The sequence below is a fragment of the Butyrivibrio sp. XPD2002 genome (assembly GCF_000423945.1).
GTDB lineage: Bacteria > Bacillota > Clostridia > Lachnospirales > Lachnospiraceae > Butyrivibrio.
The window spans coordinates 166,240-189,003 of sequence record NZ_AUIY01000004.1 but is presented as its reverse complement, the minus strand read 5'-3'; the positions used below and the strand labels follow the sequence as shown (position 1 = coordinate 189,003).

General features: G+C 35.0%; 17 protein-coding genes. 1 reads left to right on the top strand and 16 read right to left on the bottom strand.

Annotated elements, in window-relative coordinates:
- Nucleotides 1-15: 15 nt before the first annotated feature.
- From G587_RS0103775 to G587_RS0103690, 16 genes are all read right to left on the bottom strand, one after another.
- Nucleotides 16-1,158: a Coenzyme F420 hydrogenase/dehydrogenase, beta subunit C-terminal domain gene (locus G587_RS0103775; RefSeq protein WP_026491158.1), complete on the bottom strand. Its 1,143-nt coding sequence runs from the start codon at nucleotides 1,156-1,158 to the stop codon at nucleotides 16-18.
- Between the two features lie 14 nt (nucleotides 1,159-1,172).
- Nucleotides 1,173-2,321, bottom strand: a complete 1,149-nt coding sequence (locus G587_RS0103770; protein WP_242830028.1) for a polysaccharide pyruvyl transferase family protein — start codon at nucleotides 2,319-2,321, stop codon at nucleotides 1,173-1,175.
- Nucleotides 2,272-3,537, bottom strand: a complete 1,266-nt coding sequence (locus tag G587_RS0103765; RefSeq protein WP_026491156.1) for a hypothetical protein — start codon at nucleotides 3,535-3,537, stop codon at nucleotides 2,272-2,274. Before G587_RS0103765 ends, G587_RS0103770 begins: the two co-directional genes overlap by 50 nt.
- Before the next feature lie 3 nt (nucleotides 3,538-3,540).
- A complete protein-coding gene (locus G587_RS0103760) occupies nucleotides 3,541-5,337 on the bottom strand; it encodes a glycosyltransferase family 4 protein (protein WP_026491155.1) in 1,797 nt (598 codons plus the stop codon).
- 35 nt (nucleotides 5,338-5,372) lie between these two features.
- Nucleotides 5,373-7,082, bottom strand: coding sequence for a hypothetical protein (locus G587_RS0103755; RefSeq protein ID WP_026491154.1), 1,710 nt, complete (start codon nucleotides 7,080-7,082; stop codon nucleotides 5,373-5,375).
- Nucleotides 7,083-7,818: 736 nt separating this feature from the next.
- A complete protein-coding gene (locus G587_RS25995; protein ID WP_207637458.1) occupies nucleotides 7,819-7,977 on the bottom strand; it encodes a hypothetical protein in 159 nt (52 codons plus the stop codon).
- 140 nt (nucleotides 7,978-8,117) lie between these two features.
- A complete protein-coding gene (locus G587_RS0103735) occupies nucleotides 8,118-8,312 on the bottom strand; it encodes a hypothetical protein (protein WP_155829412.1) in 195 nt (64 codons plus the stop codon).
- A 45-nt stretch (nucleotides 8,313-8,357) separates the two neighbouring features.
- Nucleotides 8,358-8,852, bottom strand: coding sequence for an acyltransferase (locus tag G587_RS0103730; protein ID WP_035785631.1), 495 nt, complete (start codon nucleotides 8,850-8,852; stop codon nucleotides 8,358-8,360).
- Entirely contained in the window at nucleotides 8,852-10,003 is a 1,152-nt protein-coding gene (locus G587_RS0103725) for a hypothetical protein (protein WP_026491151.1), read from the bottom strand. The genes G587_RS0103730 and G587_RS0103725 overlap by 1 nt, the downstream gene beginning before the upstream one ends.
- 85 nt (nucleotides 10,004-10,088) lie before the next feature.
- Entirely contained in the window at nucleotides 10,089-11,411 is a 1,323-nt protein-coding gene (locus tag G587_RS0103720; protein WP_026491150.1) for a nucleotide sugar dehydrogenase, read from the bottom strand.
- A 14-nt stretch (nucleotides 11,412-11,425) separates the two neighbouring features.
- Nucleotides 11,426-12,190 (bottom strand): glycosyltransferase family 2 protein, encoded by a 765-nt coding sequence (locus tag G587_RS0103715; protein ID WP_026491149.1) that lies wholly within the window; start codon nucleotides 12,188-12,190, stop codon nucleotides 11,426-11,428.
- A gap of 48 nt (nucleotides 12,191-12,238) precedes the next feature.
- Nucleotides 12,239-12,907: a sugar transferase gene (locus tag G587_RS0103710; protein WP_026491148.1), complete on the bottom strand. Its 669-nt coding sequence runs from the start codon at nucleotides 12,905-12,907 to the stop codon at nucleotides 12,239-12,241.
- 123 nt (nucleotides 12,908-13,030) lie between these two features.
- On the bottom strand, nucleotides 13,031-14,599 hold the full coding sequence (locus G587_RS25790) for a P-loop ATPase, Sll1717 family (RefSeq protein ID WP_051200670.1): 1,569 nt from the start codon (nucleotides 14,597-14,599) through the stop codon (nucleotides 13,031-13,033).
- Between the two features lie 81 nt (nucleotides 14,600-14,680).
- Complete coding sequence (locus G587_RS0103700) at nucleotides 14,681-17,236, bottom strand: NACHT domain-containing protein (RefSeq protein ID WP_026491147.1); 2,556 nt, start codon at nucleotides 17,234-17,236, stop codon at nucleotides 14,681-14,683.
- A gap of 292 nt (nucleotides 17,237-17,528) precedes the next feature.
- On the bottom strand, nucleotides 17,529-18,842 hold the full coding sequence (locus G587_RS0103695; RefSeq protein ID WP_196812498.1) for a DegT/DnrJ/EryC1/StrS family aminotransferase: 1,314 nt from the start codon (nucleotides 18,840-18,842) through the stop codon (nucleotides 17,529-17,531).
- Between the two features lie 22 nt (nucleotides 18,843-18,864).
- The gene (locus G587_RS0103690; RefSeq protein ID WP_026491145.1) at nucleotides 18,865-20,265 is read right to left on the bottom strand and encodes an exopolysaccharide biosynthesis polyprenyl glycosylphosphotransferase; all 1,401 of its coding nucleotides are present in this window, start codon (nucleotides 20,263-20,265) and stop codon (nucleotides 18,865-18,867) included.
- A gap of 282 nt (nucleotides 20,266-20,547) precedes the next feature.
- On the opposite strand from G587_RS0103690, the gene G587_RS0103685 reads away from it, so the two are divergent.
- Entirely contained in the window at nucleotides 20,548-22,278 is a 1,731-nt protein-coding gene (locus G587_RS0103685; RefSeq protein WP_026491144.1) for an IS1634 family transposase, read from the top strand.
- Nucleotides 22,279-22,764: the final 486 nt, after the last annotated feature.

The window sequence follows — 22,764 nt, the reverse complement described above, 5'->3', positions numbered from 1 at the left end:
TTAAATATTCGTAATCTATCTTCTCTTGACTACCCTTAAAGCCTTATTTATCAACCTATCTAGGAGCTTATGCTTATAATATTTTTCACAAACTTCATGAACGTTATGTTTGTCCCGCTTCAACTCCCAATTTATGACAAATCTTTTGATATTTAGAGGGGCTGGAGAAACTATTCGCTGATTCTTTTCTATAATACTTTCTGAACTTGCATTACATAAATCTAAGCTATCCCCTATTAAGCCAAAAAAATCATTCCCTTCATTAGTTAAACATATTACATCGGATAGCCCCATACCATCTTCCAAAGAGGAATATTCTTTATCCATGCCCCAGGCATCCCCCAATAAAATATCGCAACTTATATTACTTCCCTTGTACTTACAGTTAAGGCACCGCTCTCTTTCAAACATTCCTTGAGTAAAACAATTTAGTAAATATCCATCTTGATTTTTATATGTCTTTTTCTCGGAGCCATCCTCGTATTTAAAGTGTAATCCGTAATTAAGCCATCCATTTCCTTTCTCTCGCATGGATGCATAAACAATTTTTCCGTTTGTTTCTTCTTCTTCTCGCAAATATCTTCTCCAGATATTACGATCTATTGTCCCATGGCATACTATAGCCACTTTGAGAATGCCTTCGTCGTGTTCAAAGACATTTGCAACTGATGAAACCTGACAAGGAGTCCCAGTAAACAATACTGGTATATCTTTTGCTCTAAGATTTTTTATAATCTTTAATGTATCCCCCAAATCGCTAGTAACATATTTAGATCCTTTCATCTGCATAATATCTTCTAGCTTATTTGAAATGATATGTTTTGGCATCATTTCTTCATCGTACACGACCCCTGCTACGTACCATCCCTTTTTCAGCGCAATCTTTGCAAGTTCAATAAATACACCTCCGGAAGAGCTCCCCACCCTTTCTTGAAAATCCTTATTCTTACATACAAAACTGCCTTTCGCATCAATTCTTTTAGAGTATGGCTTTTCATTCAAAAATCCACACACCTTCTCACACATGTGACAATCTATACACTTATTTTTATCTACAATAGGCTTCTGTAAGTAATTAAATCTAATAGCCTCAGTAGGGCATACAGCATCACATGCTTTACACGAATAGCAGTATTTGTCAAAATTGAAATCTATCATTATTCCATTTCTTTCTACTGTGTTATTTCCATCAGCATCCTTCTTAAGTAGTCAAACGAATCTGCACGTTTTTCTGTTAAGATTGAGTTTGTTACAGAATAATCAATATTCATTGTTTTCGGTATTTCTTCCTCAGAACCAATCAATCTGTTTCCAAGACCAAACATGGCTAACGAATCATATACTCTTGAATTATTAGATGCTTTCTCATTATCCCTCATTCTTCGAAATGCAAAAAATGATTTATTGTAGTTTACGGAAAACATTGTTGCATGAAAGGAATCAGTACAAACCAATGATGCATGGTGTATTAAATACAAAAAACCAGATGGTCCTACGATTGCCTTTTCCCAATCATTATCCAACATCTCTCTATATGTCATAGGAACAGCTACAACGGGATAGCCCGTAATGTATTTTATGTGATTAATGATATCTCTATGTCTGGAATTTTCACCTAATAAATAAACAAAAATATAATTTGGGTGGGCAATTCCTGCTTCATTTTTTTCGTATTTCTCCCAATCTTTCTTATCGACTAGCAAAGTTGGATCAAGTACGTTTTTTACTTGCCTTCCCAAAATTCTTTCCAAATACTCCGCACCACTCCTCTCACGACAAGAAAGGAATGCGAAAGAACCAAGTTTTTCACGCAGGAATTCTTCCTGCTCCTTTGTTATATTCGATACTGGAAAACTTGGCGCATAACTGCCCTTTTTCTTATTATCATTAACAAATGTCAAATAAAACGGTTCTGGTCTGTTTCCAACGTACGGATTCCATGTCTGATCACTTCCAACAACATATCCATCATATAGCGGCGGATCACTGATTAAATCCTCATTAGTACTGTATTGTTTCCCACCAGTTTTTATATATGCTTTATAAAACTCCTCCATTATTTCACATCTTTTTGAAAGAATCTGCTTTGATGTGGCAAGAGTTATGTATTTTTTAAATTGCAATAAATATACTGGAACACGCCTAATTCGTAGCAAAATAATCTCTGATAATCCTAAGGACTCATCATTTTGAAAGTCAATCAATTCAGCAGAGCACCCGCAGCTCTCGACTAGTTTCTGTAATGCAAATGCTTGAAGCATTGTTCCATAATTATAATAATGATGATATGTGATAATCCCTATTTTCTTCAAAGAACTCATTACCACCTTTCCACGCAATCTTATTCTTATTATCTTTTCCTATATTAGAAGTTATGAGCATCATAGTCAAATACAAAAAAAATGCAGGATTTAGCAACAAAGATTGCCCTATACTAAGCAAAATGAAACAAATCGATATATATTTCGACTCAACATTCTTAGCAAGAGCAATTATTGGCAGGTAGGACAACACCATTCCGATCATTCCATACTTAAATATCAAATTTGTCCATGTATTAAGGAAAACATCTCCGGCTACGTTGTAATATAATAACGCAGTTCCTTCCTGAGGGAACAACTCCATTCTGTCTGTTATGTATTTCATTACTTCATTATAATTTGTGCCAAATATCAATTCCATTGGGGACATCGTAGAAACAACTTCATATCCACAACGTAGCCTACTTCCAACTGTACTTCCCCCACCAACAACTGTCATAAATTTTGATGCTGATTCACTAAACGCATTTAGATTAAAAAATAAAATAATAAGCCCTATAAAGAGAACAATAATCGTTGCTTTCTTTCTTTGTGACATTTCTTTATCCATAACGAGTAATGTCCACATTGCGAGGGTAATAATTACTGCAACAGAGGAAGTCGAAATGAACATGCCCACAGATGTAATTATTGCCCATATATAATCTTTCCGCTGTAATGAAAAAATAAGTAAAAAGATTAGACCCAAAACAATTCCAGCCGGTTCGCTAAAAAAAGACAAGGGTCTACCAAAATTTTTTGTATCTTCACGCAGTATGTATCCAGGTATAATTGTTATCCAAGTGACTGTTCGATGGAAAAGATAGATAAGAACCGCATGATACACAGCTCCTAAAATATACAACGCACCAGCTATCTTATACCATTGATAAAGATTATCAGAATCTATTCGCACATATGATATTATCAGCATAAGAAATATCATAATAATATATTCAATCATCCTATGAATCTGCGTTGTTCTCGAATCCATGCCCACAATAATCCTTACAACATCTCTAACAATGACATATATAAAAAAAGTCACAAAGCCGTAAAGCCTTCGCGGAAAGGATAATCTAATTCCTTGCTTGCTCAAATAAATAAAAGCTATAACAGTTAACCCTAATACACCTAGAGATAACACCCCTAATTTATACTGCAAAAATAGTGGAAAGAATGGAAGAAACCACTCTACCATATTTCCTTTTGTTGACACCTTAACCCTAGTATCCATCCATTAACCACCACTAGCATATTGGCATGTATTTTTTAAGATGCTTACATAATTACAAGCCATGTTTTCCAACGAAAATTTTTTAGAGTATTCCCTAATAAAATCTCTATCCCATATTCTGATAAGCCCTGAGTCAATAGCTGTTACTATTTCTTCCGGTACTAATGACGTTGAAACGCAACATTTTTCATCAAACAAATCAGAAAAAGCATCCAGATTTTTGTTGATAACACACGGTATTCCACATTTATATCCTTCAATAATTGCGAGACCAAAACCATCATTCTTGCTGATAAAAACATTTAGGTCAACGTTTTCCCATATTGATTCCATCTCTGTACAAAAACCCGCCAGTATAGCTTTACTATAAAGATTATTGTCTACTAGTTTCCTACGAAGTCTGTTTCCATCTCCCTCTCCGCCAGCAAAAACCGCTATTATCTTTTCTTCTTGTATATCATTCAACACTTCTGCGAGACTTAACTGATTTTTATTATCAGTGATATTCCCTACATAGCACAAGACTTTGTATCCAAAATGTCTCATTATTTTAATATAGTCAATAGTTCTGCTTTGATTTGGATACCCCCCCGTTTTGAGTATTTCAATATACTCACTTTGATAGTCTAAAGCCATTTTCTCGAGTGAGATCCTTTTTGCATATTCAATAATCCAATCTTTATCCCACGTTCTATCTAACGCCATATTAATAGCTTCTGCCAAATCACTATCTTCCCGTCCCTTTGCTAATACCATGGCATTTTCATTGAATAAATCGTTAACAGCATCAAGATCTGGAAAAGTTACAGTCGGAACACCCTGCACAAAGCCTTCAATAATTGATAGCCCATACCCTTCATCTATACTTACTACAACATTTAAATGAGCCTGTGCAAGAATCCCCTTAATACTCTCCTGTGACTGGTGCCCTATAACATATATTACATCTTGAAGTCCAGCGTTAGTAATTTCTCTGCTAATATATCCATTTGAGGCATCCTGTCCACATAATAACACCTTGCAATTATGATTGATGCCCCCATTTGCAAAAGTGCGTACAATCTGTATCTGGTTTTTTCTTTCACACAAAGTACCTAGCACTGTAATAACTTTTATATCTGGATCATTAAGTGTGTCTATAATGCTTGTGCATGAATTATACATGAGCTTTTCATTAGGAACTCTTGTTCCATTTAATACCACCGAAATATTCTCAGATGGATGCCCCAAATATGCTTTTTCAAGTCTTTGCTTTACGCCAGTACTTACTACTGTAATAGGCACTTTTTCCTCGTATGAATTCTTAATAAGCTCTTCTTCCGCTTTCTTATCATAAATTGTTGCCTCGTCATCCTCCTTTATCATTCCATGGAGTGAAACAACATATGGTACTTTCGTTTCTTTACACACCTCAATCACCGGTATTATCGCAGTTCCAATTCCGTGAACATGAATCACATCAGGCTTTAGTGTTTTTATAGTTCTTCTCACATAACCCTTATTTAGGTAATAATAAATATGCTTTAATCTATTCTTGAATGAAAGGTTGTATTTAAAAAAGGCCTTAATCCCTTCAAAAAAATCATACATTCTAGCGCATTTTAATAAATCCCAAAAAGTATGTGAAAGAATATTTTCTCCTCTTCCTGATGTAATTGTATAGCTTATTGCATATACTTCCTCTAAATCTCCCAATGCATTCACTATATCATTAAGTATTTTCCCATATCCGGTTTTATTCTTTGTAAACTCCGGCCATGATTGATTATATAGATAACTTGAAAAAATCAGTACTTTCATAAAAACCTTTTCCACACAGATCAGTGCCGTTTCACTTAAATGTATTCTAGCGAAAGCTCTTTTTCAAGCCATGCTATCTTCAGAATCAAATCAGAGATTGTTGATTTACTCAGCATAATCGTTCTGTAATCAATTTTAAAAAGCTGGACAGTCTTCGTGGTTTCCAATTCCTTCAAAGTTTCATCAAAAGAAGTCAGTGGATAAGTATCATAATACATTCCGCTGCCACGAATAACACGCTCTGCTATATTAAAATAATTATTTCTATTCTGGTAACCATTTGAGATGCTTGATTTCATAGTTTGATCTCGTACTTCACTTATGCTGCCACACATGTTAATCAACGACTTCTGCACCTTTCTTTCATAAAACAAATCATCTGACCAATTAGTCATTTCGCTTAGCACTACAGGGTTAAAATATACTCCCAATGATGGTACTGTCCCCTCAATCGTAGAGTAGTAGCCTGTAATTACATTCTTGGATTGTTTATATAAAAACAGCTTAAACAATGCATTAGTCTGAGACAGACCATTGTCTAAATCCCTTTTGATAATTCTCTCTATTTCATCTTCTAATTCTTGACTTATGTCATCGGTAATTATCTGATTAAGCTGATTAAAGTGATACCTCTCTTTAATTACTGGCAATTGGTTAAATATTTTACCATGAATAGAATATTTTGCTGTGGATTTAGGCACACAGTTTAATGAGTTGAGGTACATGGCAGCAATATCATGAGCATCCATAGGATCTTTTCTCTGAAGGAACGAAATTCCACCAAATAACTCTCCCCCCATCATTCCATGTATCAAAACATCAAAGTTCTTCCAATCATACCCTATATTCTGCGCCACATTTGGCGATCCTATTGGTGCATGGAGTGCATCGCCAATTAGTCGCTTTTTATATTCGAATCCAGTATTATTTATGAACGCTACATCACCAATCCCAAGCGCATCTGCCACCTCAATACTTCTACATGCATCATTAGTTCTTATGCCTAGAGCATTCTTTTCTCTGCCTAAGAAGTATGGAACAATTTTATAATTGTGTTTATTAGCGAAATATCCAGCAACACGTGAATCAAGCCCACCGCTAACTCCAAGTCCGTACTTCGTATTATTACTATAATTATCAGCAAAGACCAAGTCTATTGCACCATAAAGTCTAGATGCAGCTTCTTCCTCGCTATTAATCTCTCCTTTAAACCTGTAATCTTCATACTGTAAAGAATTTACCATTCCATCAGTAATACTTATCACAACATTAGTTGCTGGAGGTACAATAGTAATATTTTTAAATATTGTTTTCTCTGTGTAATTGTATCCAGCATATACAAACTTTCTTGTTTCCCTCTCATCTAAATAAACTTTTCTGCCTGTAGATTGGATGTCTTTTATCATTTCAACAAGATTATTTGAGATGAAAAAAAAACCATCTTCTTGGTATAGGTAACAAGTGTGGCTTCCAATAAAATCTGTTTGTATATACAACTTATTTTCATTTACAGAATACTTCACTACCAAATAAAAATCCCTGTCAGAAATCTTATTGGCTATGCCTGGCTTTTTTACTATTTCTCCTATACATTCAACAAACTTTTGTAGTCTTGCGCCATATGCGTTGGTGGCACAAAAAGCTAACACCCCCCCAGAATTATAATAATTATCCTTTGATCTATAATATATATCATGTTCTTTTTGCGCTTTAGAAAACGTTCTATTTGAAATCACAAAACTCATTATAACTCTCCTAACACATCAATCAACTACAATGGTTTGAAAGAAACTTGGTATTGAACTGCAACAATGCATATTTTTAATTCTTCAAGCTTCCTAAATTGTTCATGCCTACTTACATCATCAATCAAGGGTAAACTTTATTCGCCTTTGCTTGCATCAACACAGTTGAATACACAGAAACAACATTTCTTGTTCTGAGTATCGACTCCTTACTTATCTTTGTCCCATCTTCAACTTCAAACTCACCAAATATTTTCATTATTATCTTCATGTCCAAATATATCGGATATGGTCTAAATGCATTCTTATTGCATTTTTTGCCACAATCTTTGATAAATATGTTCTAAAACAAGTTCATTCTCATCCTGAAATAATCTGTATTGTAAATTACGTTTTCAATAACCATGGCATTCTTAAATATCATACTATCTGGAACGGCAATAATAACCTGGCTATCATCTACACACTCGTCATTAAACAGATGTTATATATGTCTCATTTCATATATAACATCTATAGAAGTAGATCCTTCACAACAATTATTTTTTCATCAGTCAAGTGATACTGCTCACAAAAGTCAATCTCCGCAAGATTAATTAGTTCTTCATTATATGGTATCCTCGTCCCGTTACAAAAAACAGATATAATATTTGCTTAATGATGTAGATACCTCAATCCTTCTCTTCATTCCCGTACTAATATCTGTAACCGGAATGCCCTTTCCTATCTGCTTCAATTAAGAAATCTTTTCCATCTGCTTATCCCCAAAAACCGCATTATTCGTCTTATCAAGGCCAATAATCCAATGGAGCGTAACTATGTAAGTCCCCCTCTTCTTCACATACATCAACAAAAAGCTTAATCTGCTTCCCAATTCCATTAATTTGTAATACATCAGTATTGGTTTCTAAAATTGTTTTACGCATGCTGCCGGTATTCAGCGTATAATAAAAATATCTGACTCTTCCCTTGATTCCTTGATTATATCTGAAAAAGTACTGGAAGCCGTTCCCCAGTCCTTAATTTTTTTCTCCTCTAAGCACATTTTTCTTCAGGTATGTTTGAGTCCCTTCTCATATCCTTCGGAAAACACATGTGAAAGAAGAAATATGTCTGCATATTTAAAAATTTAAAAACACTATCAAAAATGTCATTGATCTTTATTCCAAAGCAATATTGTTTCTTGTTCATTCCAGCCATTTTTTTCTTGTATATATCTGTTATTGTCATAAGAACTCTCATCTGCTTTCCTCTGGAGTATAATTTATATCTTTTTCACATAAAGCTCCCTTGTTCCTTTAATTGATAATAATGATTCTTATCCCTGTATTTAAAAGGAACTGCAGGGTGTCCACCTGCAATTGCTAGTGGTGAAACATCTTTACACACAACACTTCCAGCTTGAATAACGGCACCTTCACCAATTGTTACACCTCCGAGAATCATCACAGACTCCCCTAGCCAAACGTTATCCTCGATAATGACATCTCTGTCATATGTGGTTTTATCATAAGGAATCGCAGTCCCATGATCAAAATTGTGAAAAGTAGTAAGTATCCGAATATTTTTACCGGAATGAAAATTACTTCCGATAACCACCTTTCCACTACCAGAAATGTTCATTCCATTAAAATGACAGTTATTTCCTATTTCAGTCTTTGCTGTAAAATGACAGGGAAAATTACACTTTACCCCTACCCCATGCTTCACTCCACGCAATGAACGAGTTGTATTGATTTTTGAGTATATTTTTTTTATTAACGTTCTCATTATCTCTTCTCCAATAAAGCTGATAGTAACTTATGCGGCTTATTAAGCATTATGTATTGCCTCTCTTCAAGTTTCTCATATTTCACTCTATCTGAAATATCGTCTATCACTACTCCAATGCCGTTGTTATATGCCTGATTAAGAACCGTCGAATATACAGAAATAGCATTCTGGGTTCTCTTCAACGATTGCTCAATTGCCATAGCCTTACAATCTTCTATTTCTAGTTCAGGAGCATAGGATCGAATCTCGTTCAAATCAGAATAACGAGGATGTGGTCGTATCGCCACTTTTAATCCCTGATTATTTAACATCATCATAGTTTTAACAATAGTTTTCAGTCTTTCACCACCTTCACATCCGAAATAGTACGTATAATCTATCGTTTTTGAAACCACCATATCATCCTGAAATTGTAACGAAGGAGGAACTGCAACCCTAAACTGGCTCTGATCTGCTCTCATTTGAAGAAATAGTTTGCGATAATAATCATCCCACACATAACATTCATGAAACCGAAAAAAACTGTCACGCATGTAAAATAACTTCTCTCCATGCATAACATTGATGTGCTTTATACCTTTTTCTTCACAATAGTTAGTTAATACAGAAGATGTAAAAGAATACTCGTTACAAGTAATAATGTTTTCTGGATGCATTCGTTGGATTTCATAGCTGTAATAACGAATTTTCAGTACGCATTTCACAATAAATTGAAACGAAAAAGGATACCGCCTCCACAGAGCCCGAATATATTTCTTATCTTCTTTCGTAAGATTTTCTTTTTTATTATTAACTATCGCAATAACTCCAGCTTTTTCCCGAAGCATATTGGGAATAATAGTATCCATCATCCCATTTGCAAAAAATACACTCTGAGCATTTTCTATAGAGTCATCAATGCTATCATTTGATTTATGTAAATACCATAGTAGGAGTGGAAATGAAGCGAGATTAATAAAAAAAGAAATAATCCACTTATTAAACTTCATCTGGCATCTGTATTGAAAATAACTTCTCTGTATATCATTTTTAGGTTCATGGAAATGAGCAATATATGCCTTCTGCTTTTCTATTGGATACCTAAAAACACTGCCATTACATATCTCAAGCTTTACAGATATTTTCTTCAATTTTTTAGCTATATCCATACTATCAGATACTCCAATTATTTACCTTTTCTGATTCGTGCTGATAAAGCAGCTTTATCATGTTGTTAATCATAAGATTCTTTGATTAAAGCCTCCACCAAAACATTCCTGAAGCTTTCAAATCTTCAACTTTATACAATCCCTTCACATCGATAAGAACCTTTTCCCTGTCAGGCCCGTTCTTGAATAAGGATTTTATCTTATCTAAACCCATAGCCTTAAACTCATCATGAGCCACAGCCACTATCACACAGTCAGCATCATGAACATCATCGAGTTTAGTAAGATCTATTCCATACTCTTTTTTCGCATCTTTCTCATTTGCCCAAGGATCCACAACAATAGGTCTAATTCTGAATCTTTTCAGTTCGTTTATAATATCATTAACCTTACTGTTTCTTGTATCAGGACAATTCTCTTTAAAGGTTAATCCAAGAATTACCACATTGCTTTTCTTCGGTGCCTGGCCAGCCTTAATCATCTTTCTAATAGCAGCATCAGCAACATATGCCCCCATATGATCATTCACAATACGACCATTAAGAATAATCTGGCTATGATATCCAAGTTTTTCCGCCTCATAAGTGAAGTAATATGGGTCAACGCCTATACAATGACCTCCTACCAATCCTGGTCTGAAACCAAGAGCATTCCATTTGGTATTCATGCCATCCACAACTTCATTTGTGTCAATGCTCATGCGGTCGAATACCATTGCAAGTTCATTCATAAAAGCGATGTTTATATCTCGCTGACTATTCTCAACAACCTTAACCGCCTCTGCTGTTCGAAGATTCGAAACAGGATATGTCCCAACCTCAATTACTATGTCATAAACAGCTTTTATGGTATCGAGTGACTCTTTATCAATTCCTGATACAATTTTACAGATATTTTCTAAACGATGTACTTTGTCTCCTGGGTTAATACGCTCCGGCGAATAGCCAACCTTAAACTCCTCGCCACACTTTAATCCTGACTCCCTTTCAAGAATCGGAATACAAACATCTTCTGTGCATCCTGGATAAACGGTAGACTCATACACAACAATCGATTCTTTCAGAAGATTTCTTCCTACAATCTCAGAAGCACAGATAACTGGTGTCAAATCTGGGGTATGGTCTGTATTAACTGGTGTTGGCACAGCAACAATAATAAATTTTGCATTTTTCAATTCCGCCTCATCTGCAGTAAAATGAATCCTTGTACTCTTTATCTCATCATTACCAACTTCATTTGTTGGATCCACACCGGATTTATACAGCTCTATCTTTTCTTTATTAAGATCAAATCCTATAACATTAAGCCCCTTCTTAGCAAAAGCGTGCGCTATAGGCATTCCGACATAACCAAGACCAACAAGAGCAATTGATTCTTCTTTAGCTACTAATTTGTTATAAAGGTCCATTTATAATTATCTCCTTAATTCTCTACAGCTTCTTTATAATATATCTTTTTCAAAAAACCATGAATTATATTATTAACAGTAAGTGCTCCTGATATTACTGCATTCATCCCCAGTCCATCCCTGAACAATTTGTAATGCCATGTTATTAGCTTAACCTTACTTCCACTCGATACTGAGCCATCATGCTTAATATAAAAAGAAAGGCACTCAGGTAACCTATACGCATTACTCTTCTCAATTGCCTGCAGCCACATAGCATAATCATTATTTTTTTTCAAATCAGCTATTTGAATAAGTCCTATTTTTTCTCTATCATACATAACTGTAATTGTCGAAAAATAGCAGTAATCATACATTTTCCTTTTATTTACGACATTGGGACCTGTACAAATATATGGCATCCATTCTCCATTCAAACAGATTCTATAATCTGTAAACGTGAATGAATAATTGTTATCCTTCATAAACTTTATCTGCTTTAGTAGTTTTTCAGGCCCCCATGTATCATCCGAATCAAGAAATGCTATCCATTTCCCTCTCGCTTCCCTAAGTGCATAATTCCTCGATATTGCTGCCCCTGAATTCTTTTCATTATAAAACAGTCTTATACGAGGTTCATTGAATGACTTAATCACTTCTACTGTATTATCTGTAGAACAATCATCTACAATTAGCAGTTCCCAATTTTCATAAATCTGTGCCTGTATAGACTTGATAGAATCTGATATGTATTGTTCCGTGTTATACGATGGCATGATGATTGAGACCAATTCGTCCATCAAAAAAATCCTCTCATACTAATAGTACTAAATAAAAAACAAAAGATTTCATAGAAATCTTTTTATTTCTTCTGGTGGTTCCGGAATATCTTTTAGTTTTTCCCACTCAGTATGTTCCTTAATAACCGCCTCAATTGTCATCACTAACAGTAGCCAATACAAAAACACATTTTTATGATTAACATACCAAGCTTCAAGCTTACCTTTATATGGCATAATGACATCAAAGTAGAACTTATCTTTTTCCTCATGACTATTAAAGTTCTGGAGAATTTCTTCTTCGTTCCGAAAAACTATTGATCCTATCCCAGATAATCCCGGTCTTGATTTTGCAAGTTCTTTCTTAACTTCAGGACTATACTCTTTGAATTCCTTTTCAACCAAAGGTCTATATCCGATTATACTCATATCTCCGGATAATATATTTAATAGTTGTGGCAGTTCGTTAATCTTTGTCTTTCTTAAGAAGCGTCCCATAGGAAGTATCCTCGGATCATTCTTTTCTGTATATAGTCCGCCAGACATATTTGGACTATTTCTAAGCATTGTAGCAAATTTTAACACCTTAAATGGCTTACCACCTTTGCCAATTCTCTCCTGTCCGTAGAAGATGTCATGTTCCCCGGTAAGCTTTAATCCTATCATTATCGGAATCATAAAAGGAAGAAGCACTATTATTGCCAATAGAGAGAATAGAATATCAAAAAACCTCGTCATTTATATTATTGTCTCCACTTTGTTATTGTTATTTGTGTGACGTATTGCCTTGATGTCACATCGGTGTATTGTAGCACAGAATGGAGTAGGTTTCAATTTGGAGCATGTAAACTTCATCATGTTTTATCGAATGCCAAGCGTTCTTGCATACCCTATATGAAAAGTATACCTTTCATTAGTCTTTATACTCGGTCGTATATTTGCATAACTACGTTCTTTACATGACCAGTGATATCGTGTTTCAATTTTGCCATTAGGAGTTTCTATTTCCTCAAAATAACCAATCAAATTAGCATCATATAATAGCTGAAGTGCCTTCTGAGGTGTATCTAATTCAGTTGGTACATTTCGCCCTATACTCCTTAAATATTGTATATATTTTGTATGTCGAGACTTAAACTCCTCATAATTAAACTTGTTACATCCGTGAAAATAATCAAACAATATTCTAAAGTTTTCGTAGTCACCTTCATTCATATATATCAGTAAATAATCCTTCAGCTCACCTTCCAAATATTCTTCATAATTATTCAACATCTTTACAAAGTCATCATGCACAAACCGTTCACCAGATGAGGCTCTTACCATTTCGTTAAGCATGGTCAGAATATCTCTAGGTTTGTAAGAAGAGTATCTCAAAAACTCCACAAAAGCATCTTCCTCTTTCCATTTTCTTCCTGAATGACTCTTATTTATTTTGTAAGGAAAATAATAGTTCCAATTCTCTCCTAATTCAAAAAAAGTTTTTTGTTGCTTTGAAAAATAGTCATCGGCTATTTTAAAAAGCTTTGATCTTACATACCCTGTATAACTTGTATCCCAATTTAACAAAACAGCGTTATCTCTAACCTTTTGATTCATATTCTGGATAGGAATTCTATACATTACGTCTGGTCTCATAAGAGGCATTACTTTAATCCCCTTCTTTCCCAAGACGCCTCTATTAATCTCCAGCACACAATCAACAAGCCCAGTTATACATTCAAAGTAATCTTTATTATCAATCTCCGACGGTCGTCCATCTATTCCATCCACAAATAGTATGTAAGAAAAATTTATTTTAAGCTCTTCAAATGCATCTTCAAAGCCTTTCTGTATTTTTAACAAACTAATTTGATAACTCTGCTCCTCGTATTTCTGCTTAATTTCATCACCACAGCTACCCCCTATCGAAAATAGCCCTTTGGAAGCCATAACATTTATTGAATTTGAAGCATTCTGAACAAATTCGAATGCATTCACTAGTTCTGGCTTGAAAGCATTACTATAGAATTGATCTATAGCTTCTTTCAGCTTTTTCATCCGAATTTGAGAAAAAAATCCACTCCCACTAGCTTGACAAAGCTTTTCTGCTATCACTAGATATAATAGATTAACCCATATATCCTTCATTTCCGACAAATCCAACATGCCATTCTTTTTCATGTTTAAAAACTTCCGATATAACAAATCATTAACCATTGAAATACTGCATTTCATTTCCGGATTTTCTTTTTTGCACATGTAAACAGAATAAGCCGTCTTTCCAGCCCCCTTCTCCCCAATTAAAAAGCATTTAGAAGGCCGTTTAATCTCATCAACTATTTCTCCAACAAGAAAGATTTTTTCAAACAAATCATCATCCTCATTGGGATATGCATAGTAATCATATGCATCACCTTTTATTGTCTTTAATTCTTCAATCCTTTTCATTTAGTATCCTTCACCCCATTTTCTCACATCTACTTATTTCCTTGACCAAATAAACCATTAATCTTATAAAACCAGATATAATCAGCCTTTAGTAGGATTACTTAATAGTATTTCTTGAAGAACTCTCTGTTTTTTGACATCTAGTATAGTATACTGCTCAAATAATCTCAGGCACTTTTCTCTAGTCTTATTGTGAACCTTAATTTGACCCATTAATTTTTCTAGTTTTTTCTTTGATAATTCTTGAATAATATTCGAATAATCTACATTCTCGATATATACATTCATAAAAAAAGTATTTCCATATCCCGTATAAAACCTATGTTTAATATATTGCTTTCTTTTTTCATCTGAAATATCCAATGACCATTTTCTCCAAATCATTTTTTCCACATCTGGAAATTGCTCTAAGAAATATTTAATTATTGTAAACTTAGCTATATTCTCATAACTTCTGTATACTTGTTTTGCATAATTTTTATTAGAAGATATTACATTATATATAATATGTTGATTTGGAATTTTCCCTATATTTTTTACTATTTTTTCTTTATTAGATATTAAAAATTCAATATATTTATGCATATATATATTGTCGTCAATCGTTTGCATACCTAATGTCAATATATTGAACGCGTTTAAATCTGTCCCTTTACCTTCTACTTCAATATTCACTCTTTCAAAAATATACTCAACTAACTCCTGATACCTTGGTTCATCTTTTTGCTTCATCATTGCAAGTGTTAATTCATAAACTTCTGAATCTACATCAAATTGCTGTAATGAATTATATACTTCTTCCACATTTCTTAAACGCATAAAAATATATTGAGAATAAAAATACTCGAAAAAAGATCTATGAAAAAATTTAAATCTATCCTCACCCGCTGCAGGCACAAATAATTCAGTTCGATCGGAACAAAACGACAGAAAATCTTCTGCCGCACGCTCTGTCTCTGCTTCTGAAATATACTTGCCCCTATATGTATCACATAACATATCAACTATCTCTTTTTTCCCAATAGCACTATTATTAGGGAAACACATTTTTGCCAACTCCATAAATGTATTGTCTTTCATCATACAAGAGATCAGATCCCAATTATATTTTGCCTTTGTTTTCTCTTTTTCTCGCTTATAAGCAATATAATCAAAGCATTTCTGATATAATTCCATTTTGTTTTCCGGTAATTCTCTCTCTGCTTTATAAATATTTATCAACAAAGACAAAACCAAAAAACTATTAAGAAATCCTTTTTCAACTAGAACATTGGATTGCCGCAAAAAGGTTTCTTTATCCTTAATATCAAACCTCCCCAAATTGATTATGTTATCTACATAAGTTTCAATTTGTTTTCTGTCTAAAGGCATAATATCAAATGTTTCTACTTCCTTCTCTGGAATAAAACCTCTATTTCTAGATGTTATGCATATTTTGTTATTAGGATTTTGATTTTTAAAATAGGATATTATCAATTTATGTAATTTTTCACGTTTTTGTTTTTCAACTTCATCTAATGCGTCAAGTAAAATAAGACATCTTCCCATTTTAATATAATATTCTATCATATCAATAGAAAACTTCTTCTCACTAACTAACGTTTCTTTAACCATACTATCTTGAAGAAATTTAACTACCGGAATTGGTTGATCACCTTCCACATAAAAAGATTTAAGATCTCCATATATAACTAAATACTCCGAACTGTTCAGAATATTTATTTCGCAAAAATCATTAATCAATTTTTGCAAAAACAAAGACTTGCCATATCCCGCTCCACCAGTCACATAAACTATTCCATTTTCATCAAATATATGTTTCCAATCATCAAAATATACCTTTCCTCCAATAGTTTCTTCTTCATGAATGTATAATAAATCATGACGGAGCACCTTTAGGTTGCTTTTTATCTCATGACCAGGCGATATGAGTCTCAGCATTGGCGGTACATAAAACTCAGCAAAATCAAATGTATCTAAAAGATATATATGTGCTTGTGAGTGATTTGCTTTTAATAATCTATGATATTCTTTAACATTATCCTCATATTTTTTGTTCACAGGTATTATTTCACAATTTATAGTACGCTTAATTGTTTCAACTGTTTCTTCGAATCTCAGAAGAATTTGTTCCTGGGCATAGTCAATCCTTCTGTTTATAAAAAAAACATTTAATTTGTTTTCTTCGTTCATATTAGCGGCAACAAAGTCTGCAGCCACCTTGAAATAATGCTCAAAAAAAGTACGCACTAATGACGACTCTGGCCTTGTTACTGCACCAGAATAATAGTTATCAAATAAATTACTTAAAAGAAATTCAATTATATCCTTTTCAACAATTATACTGTTATTCCTTTTTACCATCCCCAAATTACTATTACAATTTCCTGTTATCTTATATATAATGTAATTTTCTATTGTATCTTTAAAAAATGGGGTTTTCAAGAAATCGTGGAATTCACTTGACATATACAATATTTCATAATTATCACCAAGTTTTTCTTTAACTATTTCTTCACTAGACTTTCTATTATGACTATTATTTATCCCATTTATCTTACCGACACAAACCTTGCAAATATCATATATTATAGCAGCTAAAACACTGCATACTACATTAGAAACTGCACCACCCATATTCAATCCATCCTTTAGTTTTCGTAAGTACTTACAATAACCCAAGAAGTCTCATCACAAATTCGCTTACTTCAATCTGACATTATCTTTGTATCTAACTGATTTTGCGTATTTTTACTATTAAAAATATAGCTTTTAATCAATACTTTTCAAAAATTATATCACAAATATGTCATATTAACATAAAATGCGTACCCCAAGACAACTTAGTGTACGCATAAAAACTTATTTATTTCAATAGGTCCCATATTTCTGTAAAAATATAACTTGTACGCCATAGTAATGCATCTATTCACTGAAAGCATCTATGGATTATTTCAATCACCTTCTCCTGCTGTTCTGCTGTCATCTTGTTATCTGACGGCAAGCACAAACCTCTACGGAAGATATCCGCTCCGCAATCTACCATACCACTCTCTTGTATATAGGCATTACTACGTGCTCTCCCGTTTCCTGTTTTCGTAATAAACGCATTGCTTCTGTAGATAGGCTGACAGTGCATAGGCTTCCATATCGGTCTCCCTTCAGCGCCAAACGTATTAAGCACTGCCAGGATCTCACCAGGGCTACTCTTTCCACTTTCATGTTGCCAAAGCTGATCCTTCTCTCCACGTACAAACGGCGCCATAGCATCTTCATCAACAAGAATACATGACAACCAAAAGTTAGGCTCAGATTTTTCCGCATCATATGGATTCACAGATACGGGTAGATCCTTCAGACCTTCTTTATAACGTTCATATATAGCTTTTTTCTGGCTAATATGCTTTTCCAGATATCCAAACTGTCCTCTTACAATACCCGCAACGATATTGCTCATCCTATAGTTATAACCGATTTCCTCGTGCTGATACCAGGGTGCATCCTCGCGACTCTGTGTGGACCATTTTCTAACCTTGTTCGCATCATCCAAACTGTCTGTAAGGAACATTCCACCTGATGATCCGGTTATAATTTTGTTTCCATTAAAGCTGATGCAGTTATAGTTTCCAAGTGATCCTGTCTCTACCCAGTTGCCATTGAGCTTATACTTTGCACCAAGAGACTCTGCGGCATCTTCAACAATTAATGCACCGTGCTCATCTGCAATTTTCTTTAACTCCTCCATTTTTCCAGGAGTTCCATACAGATGAGCTAATATAATCAACTTAACATCAGGATAAATCTCAAAAGCCTTTTCAAGTGCTTCGGGATCCATGTTCCAGGTCTCGTACTCTGTGTCTATGAATACAGCCTCGCCATCCTCATACGCAACAGGATTTATAGATGCATCAAATGTTACATCTGAACAAAATACCTTATGTCCAGCCAATGTACCTGTATCTGGTTTTGCCTGACCGTACAACTTTTCACCTGCAAGTTTTGTAGCTAAATGCAACGCAGCTGTGCCTGCAGAAAGTGCAACTGCATATTTCACGCCAACATATTCAGCGATCATCCTTTCTACTTCATTGATGTTAGACCCTGCTGTTGTAACCCAGCCTGTTTCTATTGCCTCGTCAATATATTTCTTTTCGTCGCCATGCATTGTGGGTGAAGCGAGAAGGCATTTACCTTCCATTTTCTGTATTCCTTTAAATCTTGAATCGTTACTAAAGTCTGTCATAGTTTTTGTCCTTTACCTTATTTTATAAATCAGCATCATGCATATTCTTGCTTGCTTCTTCTGTAAATCCCTCTGTACTCTCTTTCTGTACAAGAATTTTCACAGTTTCAAATATTATCTGCAAATCTAAGAGCAAAGAATAATTTGTTATATACAGAAGATCCAATTTGAGTTTATCAAGCGCTGTGGTATTGTACTTTCCATATACCTGAGCATATCCTGTAAGGCCACCCTTCATCTTATGCCTATAGTTGAATTCCGGAATCTCCTCACAATACTTTTCAACATGTTCCCATCTCTCAGGTCTTGGTCCTACTATGGACATGTCGCCCTTTAAAATATTTATAAGCTGAGGCAATTCGTCTACTCTACAGGCACGGATGACTTTTCCGATTTTAGTGATTCTGTCATCCTTTTCACCCGCAGGATGTGGTCTTCCATCCTTTTCTGCATCCACTATCATGGATCTGAACTTGAGAATCATAAACCTTCTGCCACCATATGTCACTCTCTCCTGCTTAAAGAATACTGGTCCACCATCCTCTAAATGTATAGCTATAGCAGTAATCAAAAAAACTGGGCTGAATATTATGAGTGCTATAAAGCTAAGAAGAATATCAAACAATCTTTTAAGGAAACGCTGAGTAACTGTAATCCCATTATTTCTATTTAAAAATAGTGGTGCATCTATAAGGTTAAGTTCCTCGGAATTTTTAACTAAAATATCTGATATCTTGGGAACATAATACACTCTTTTATTAAGTTCATAGCAAATTTTCAAGAGTTTGTTTTTTCTATGTGCAGGAAGATCATTTAGCAAGACAGCATCAAATCCCACAATTCTGTCCCTTATTACCTTTTCATCCTCTTTATCAGATATACTATCTGCAATGCTATACTTATAGTGTACACCATTTATTTTACTATCAAGATCATTCTGGTAATCACCATGTATCTCTATAATTTTAAGTGGTGGGAATGTCTTCCTATATAAATTCACCATGGGGAATATTAGAATACAATTAATCACAAGCTGAATAAAAAAAGTTTCTCCATATAGCAAAATAAACTGAAAAAAGAATCTGAACTGTCCGGAAATAGCACAAGATACAAATATCTCTATAACATCAACAGTGAACAATGCAAGGGCCTGACCAGCCATAATATTTGCTATACGTTCAACTCCGATTGTAAATGCATGAAGCCATTTACCTATAACTGTATATAAAATCAGATATATTCCAACCGCCATTCCCAAGTTACCTAGGCCCATAAGATAACCGGTATTATTATGCGTTTCTGCAAAATTTCGCCAAAAGACAAAGAAAATACCTGCTGCTATTGCAGTAAGTATAACCTGGCATACAAATCTGTATATGTATTTGCTATTTTTTCTAGATGTGCTGGGCACATTTTTACTCATAAGTTGTGGCTCTCCCGATTATTTGGCACGACATAGACATGCCATATTAAGGAGTTATTATAGCATAGGTAATGATTCAGGGCAATTTTGAGTATTAGTAGTGTAGTCAGTTGCCTTCAAGTTAATTTGTTCGAACATATGGCACGGAAGTTTGACACCCAAAATCCTCAGAAGCCAGTGATGGCTTTATTTTTTGCACAAATTTGAATGTTGTGTATTGCGTATATGCGTATATAGTGGTAAAATATTAGCATACTATTAAGTGTTGTGGAGGTATCACAGATGCGCATAATGAAAGGTAAATCCTCAAATCCCACTTACCATGTGATACAAGATGTAAGAAGGAATGGAAAAAGGAGCACAGAGATAATTGAAAATCTTGGAAGTGCGTCAGAAATATGCGAAAAATATCATGTTTCTGATGCTGATGCATGGGCTGCTGATTACATTAAAAGAAAGCGTGAAGAGGCTGCCTCCAAAGATCATAAAGTCCTTGTTTCTTACAACACCAGCGCAGTAATCGATAAAGATAAAAGACTCTCATTCAATGCCGGTTACCTCTTCCTGCAGCAGATATATTATCAGCTTGGTCTGCCTTCCATCTGCAGGAAGATAAAGAAAGAGAATTCTTTCGAGTATGATCTCGATAACATACTCTCAAGACTTATTTATGGAAGAATACTCTTCCCCTCATCAAAGCTTTCCTGCTATGAGCAGTCTCAGAAACTCATTGAGGAGCCTCAGTTTGACCTCCACCAGGTTTATCGTGCCCTCACCACGCTTTCTGAAAACTCAGACATGATACAGGCAGAGCTTTACAAACGTTCTAAGAAACTTGTGAAAAGAAAGACCGGTGTCCTCTTCTATGACTGCACGAACTACTTCTTTGAAATGGAGCATGAAGGTGGATTGAAGCAGTACGGTCCCAGCAAAGAACACCGTCCCAATCCCATAGTACAGATGGGATTGTTCATGGATAAGTCAGGGATACCTCTCGCGTTTTGCATCAATCCAGGAAATCAGAATGAACAGTTATCCTTAAAGCCTCTTGAGCTACAGATAATGCGTGACTTTGAGTTATCAAAGTTTATCGTATGTACCGATGCAGGGCTTTCTTCTGATGCAAACAGGAAATTCAACAATTATGGCGAAAGAAACTTCATAACTACCCAGTCAATAAAAAAACTTAAAGCAAATCTGAAGGACTGGTGTCTCGCCCCAACAGGCTGGGAGCTTGAAGGTAGTAAGAAAAAACATGATATATCTGAGCTTGAGGACACTCCGGAAAACAGAAAAAAGATTTTCTATAAACAGAAACTGATTGAGGGCTATGACGAAGAACGTGACATCACCTTCGACCAGACCATTATTGTCACCTACTCTCTTAAGTACAAAGAATACCAGCAGACTGTAAGAAGCCGCCAGATAGAAAGAGCAAAAAAGCTCATCAAAAAGCCATCATCAGCTGACAAACGCTCACAGAATGATGCAAAGAGATTCATAAAGAAAACTCCATTTACAAACGATGGAGAGATTGCAAACAGGGCCATTTATGAACTTGATGAAGCAGCCATTGCTGATGAAGCAAGGTATGACGGGTTCTATGCAGTATGCACCAACCTAGATGACGATCCTGCCGATATAGCAAAGATAAACCATGACAGATGGGAAATCGAAGAATCCTTCAGAATAATGAAATCTGAGTTCGAAGCAAGGCCTGTATATCTGCAGCGTGATGACAGGATCGAAGCTCACTTCCTAACCTGCTTCATAGCGCTTATGATCTATAGGATACTTGAAAAGAAACTCGGTGATAAATATACCTGTGAAGAGATAATAAAAACTCTAAGAGAAATGGATATGAGAAAAGTCGGAGAACACGGATATATACCAAGCTATACAAGAACACAGCTGACCGACTCTCTACACGAAAATGCAGGATTCAGGACTGACTATGAACTGATAACTCCTAAGTCAATGGCAGGAATAATCAGAAGAACTAAAGGGTTATGACAAATGGTCCGCTAGTCGGACACCCTTAGTTCATATCCGCTTGTCAAACAGTCCTCATGAGTCATATATCTGTCAAGGCCGTAGCCGCGCAGCGGTGCTTCGCAGCCTTGACAGATATATGGCTCATGATAAAAAGGTAATCAAGCGGATATGAACTTAGGCCTGGCATAGATGCCCGGCTGCACCGTAGATTCAGAGGCTTGCCGAAGGCAAGGCTTCCTTTTCTAACAAGTTTACGCAGCATTACGCTTTTCACGAGGCAAAAATAAAGCCGGAATCCTAGATGTATACTGGGATTGCGGCTTTTTAGGTGTCAAAGATGGGATTATAGCATAGGTAATGATTCAGGGCAATTTTGAGTATTAGTAGTGTAGTCAGTTGCCTTCAAGTTAATTTGTTCGAACATATGGCATATTGAAGCAATTCCTGCATGGGCGGTTTCCGCCCATGCAGGAATTATGAAATCATATTATTGCGGGTATGTAA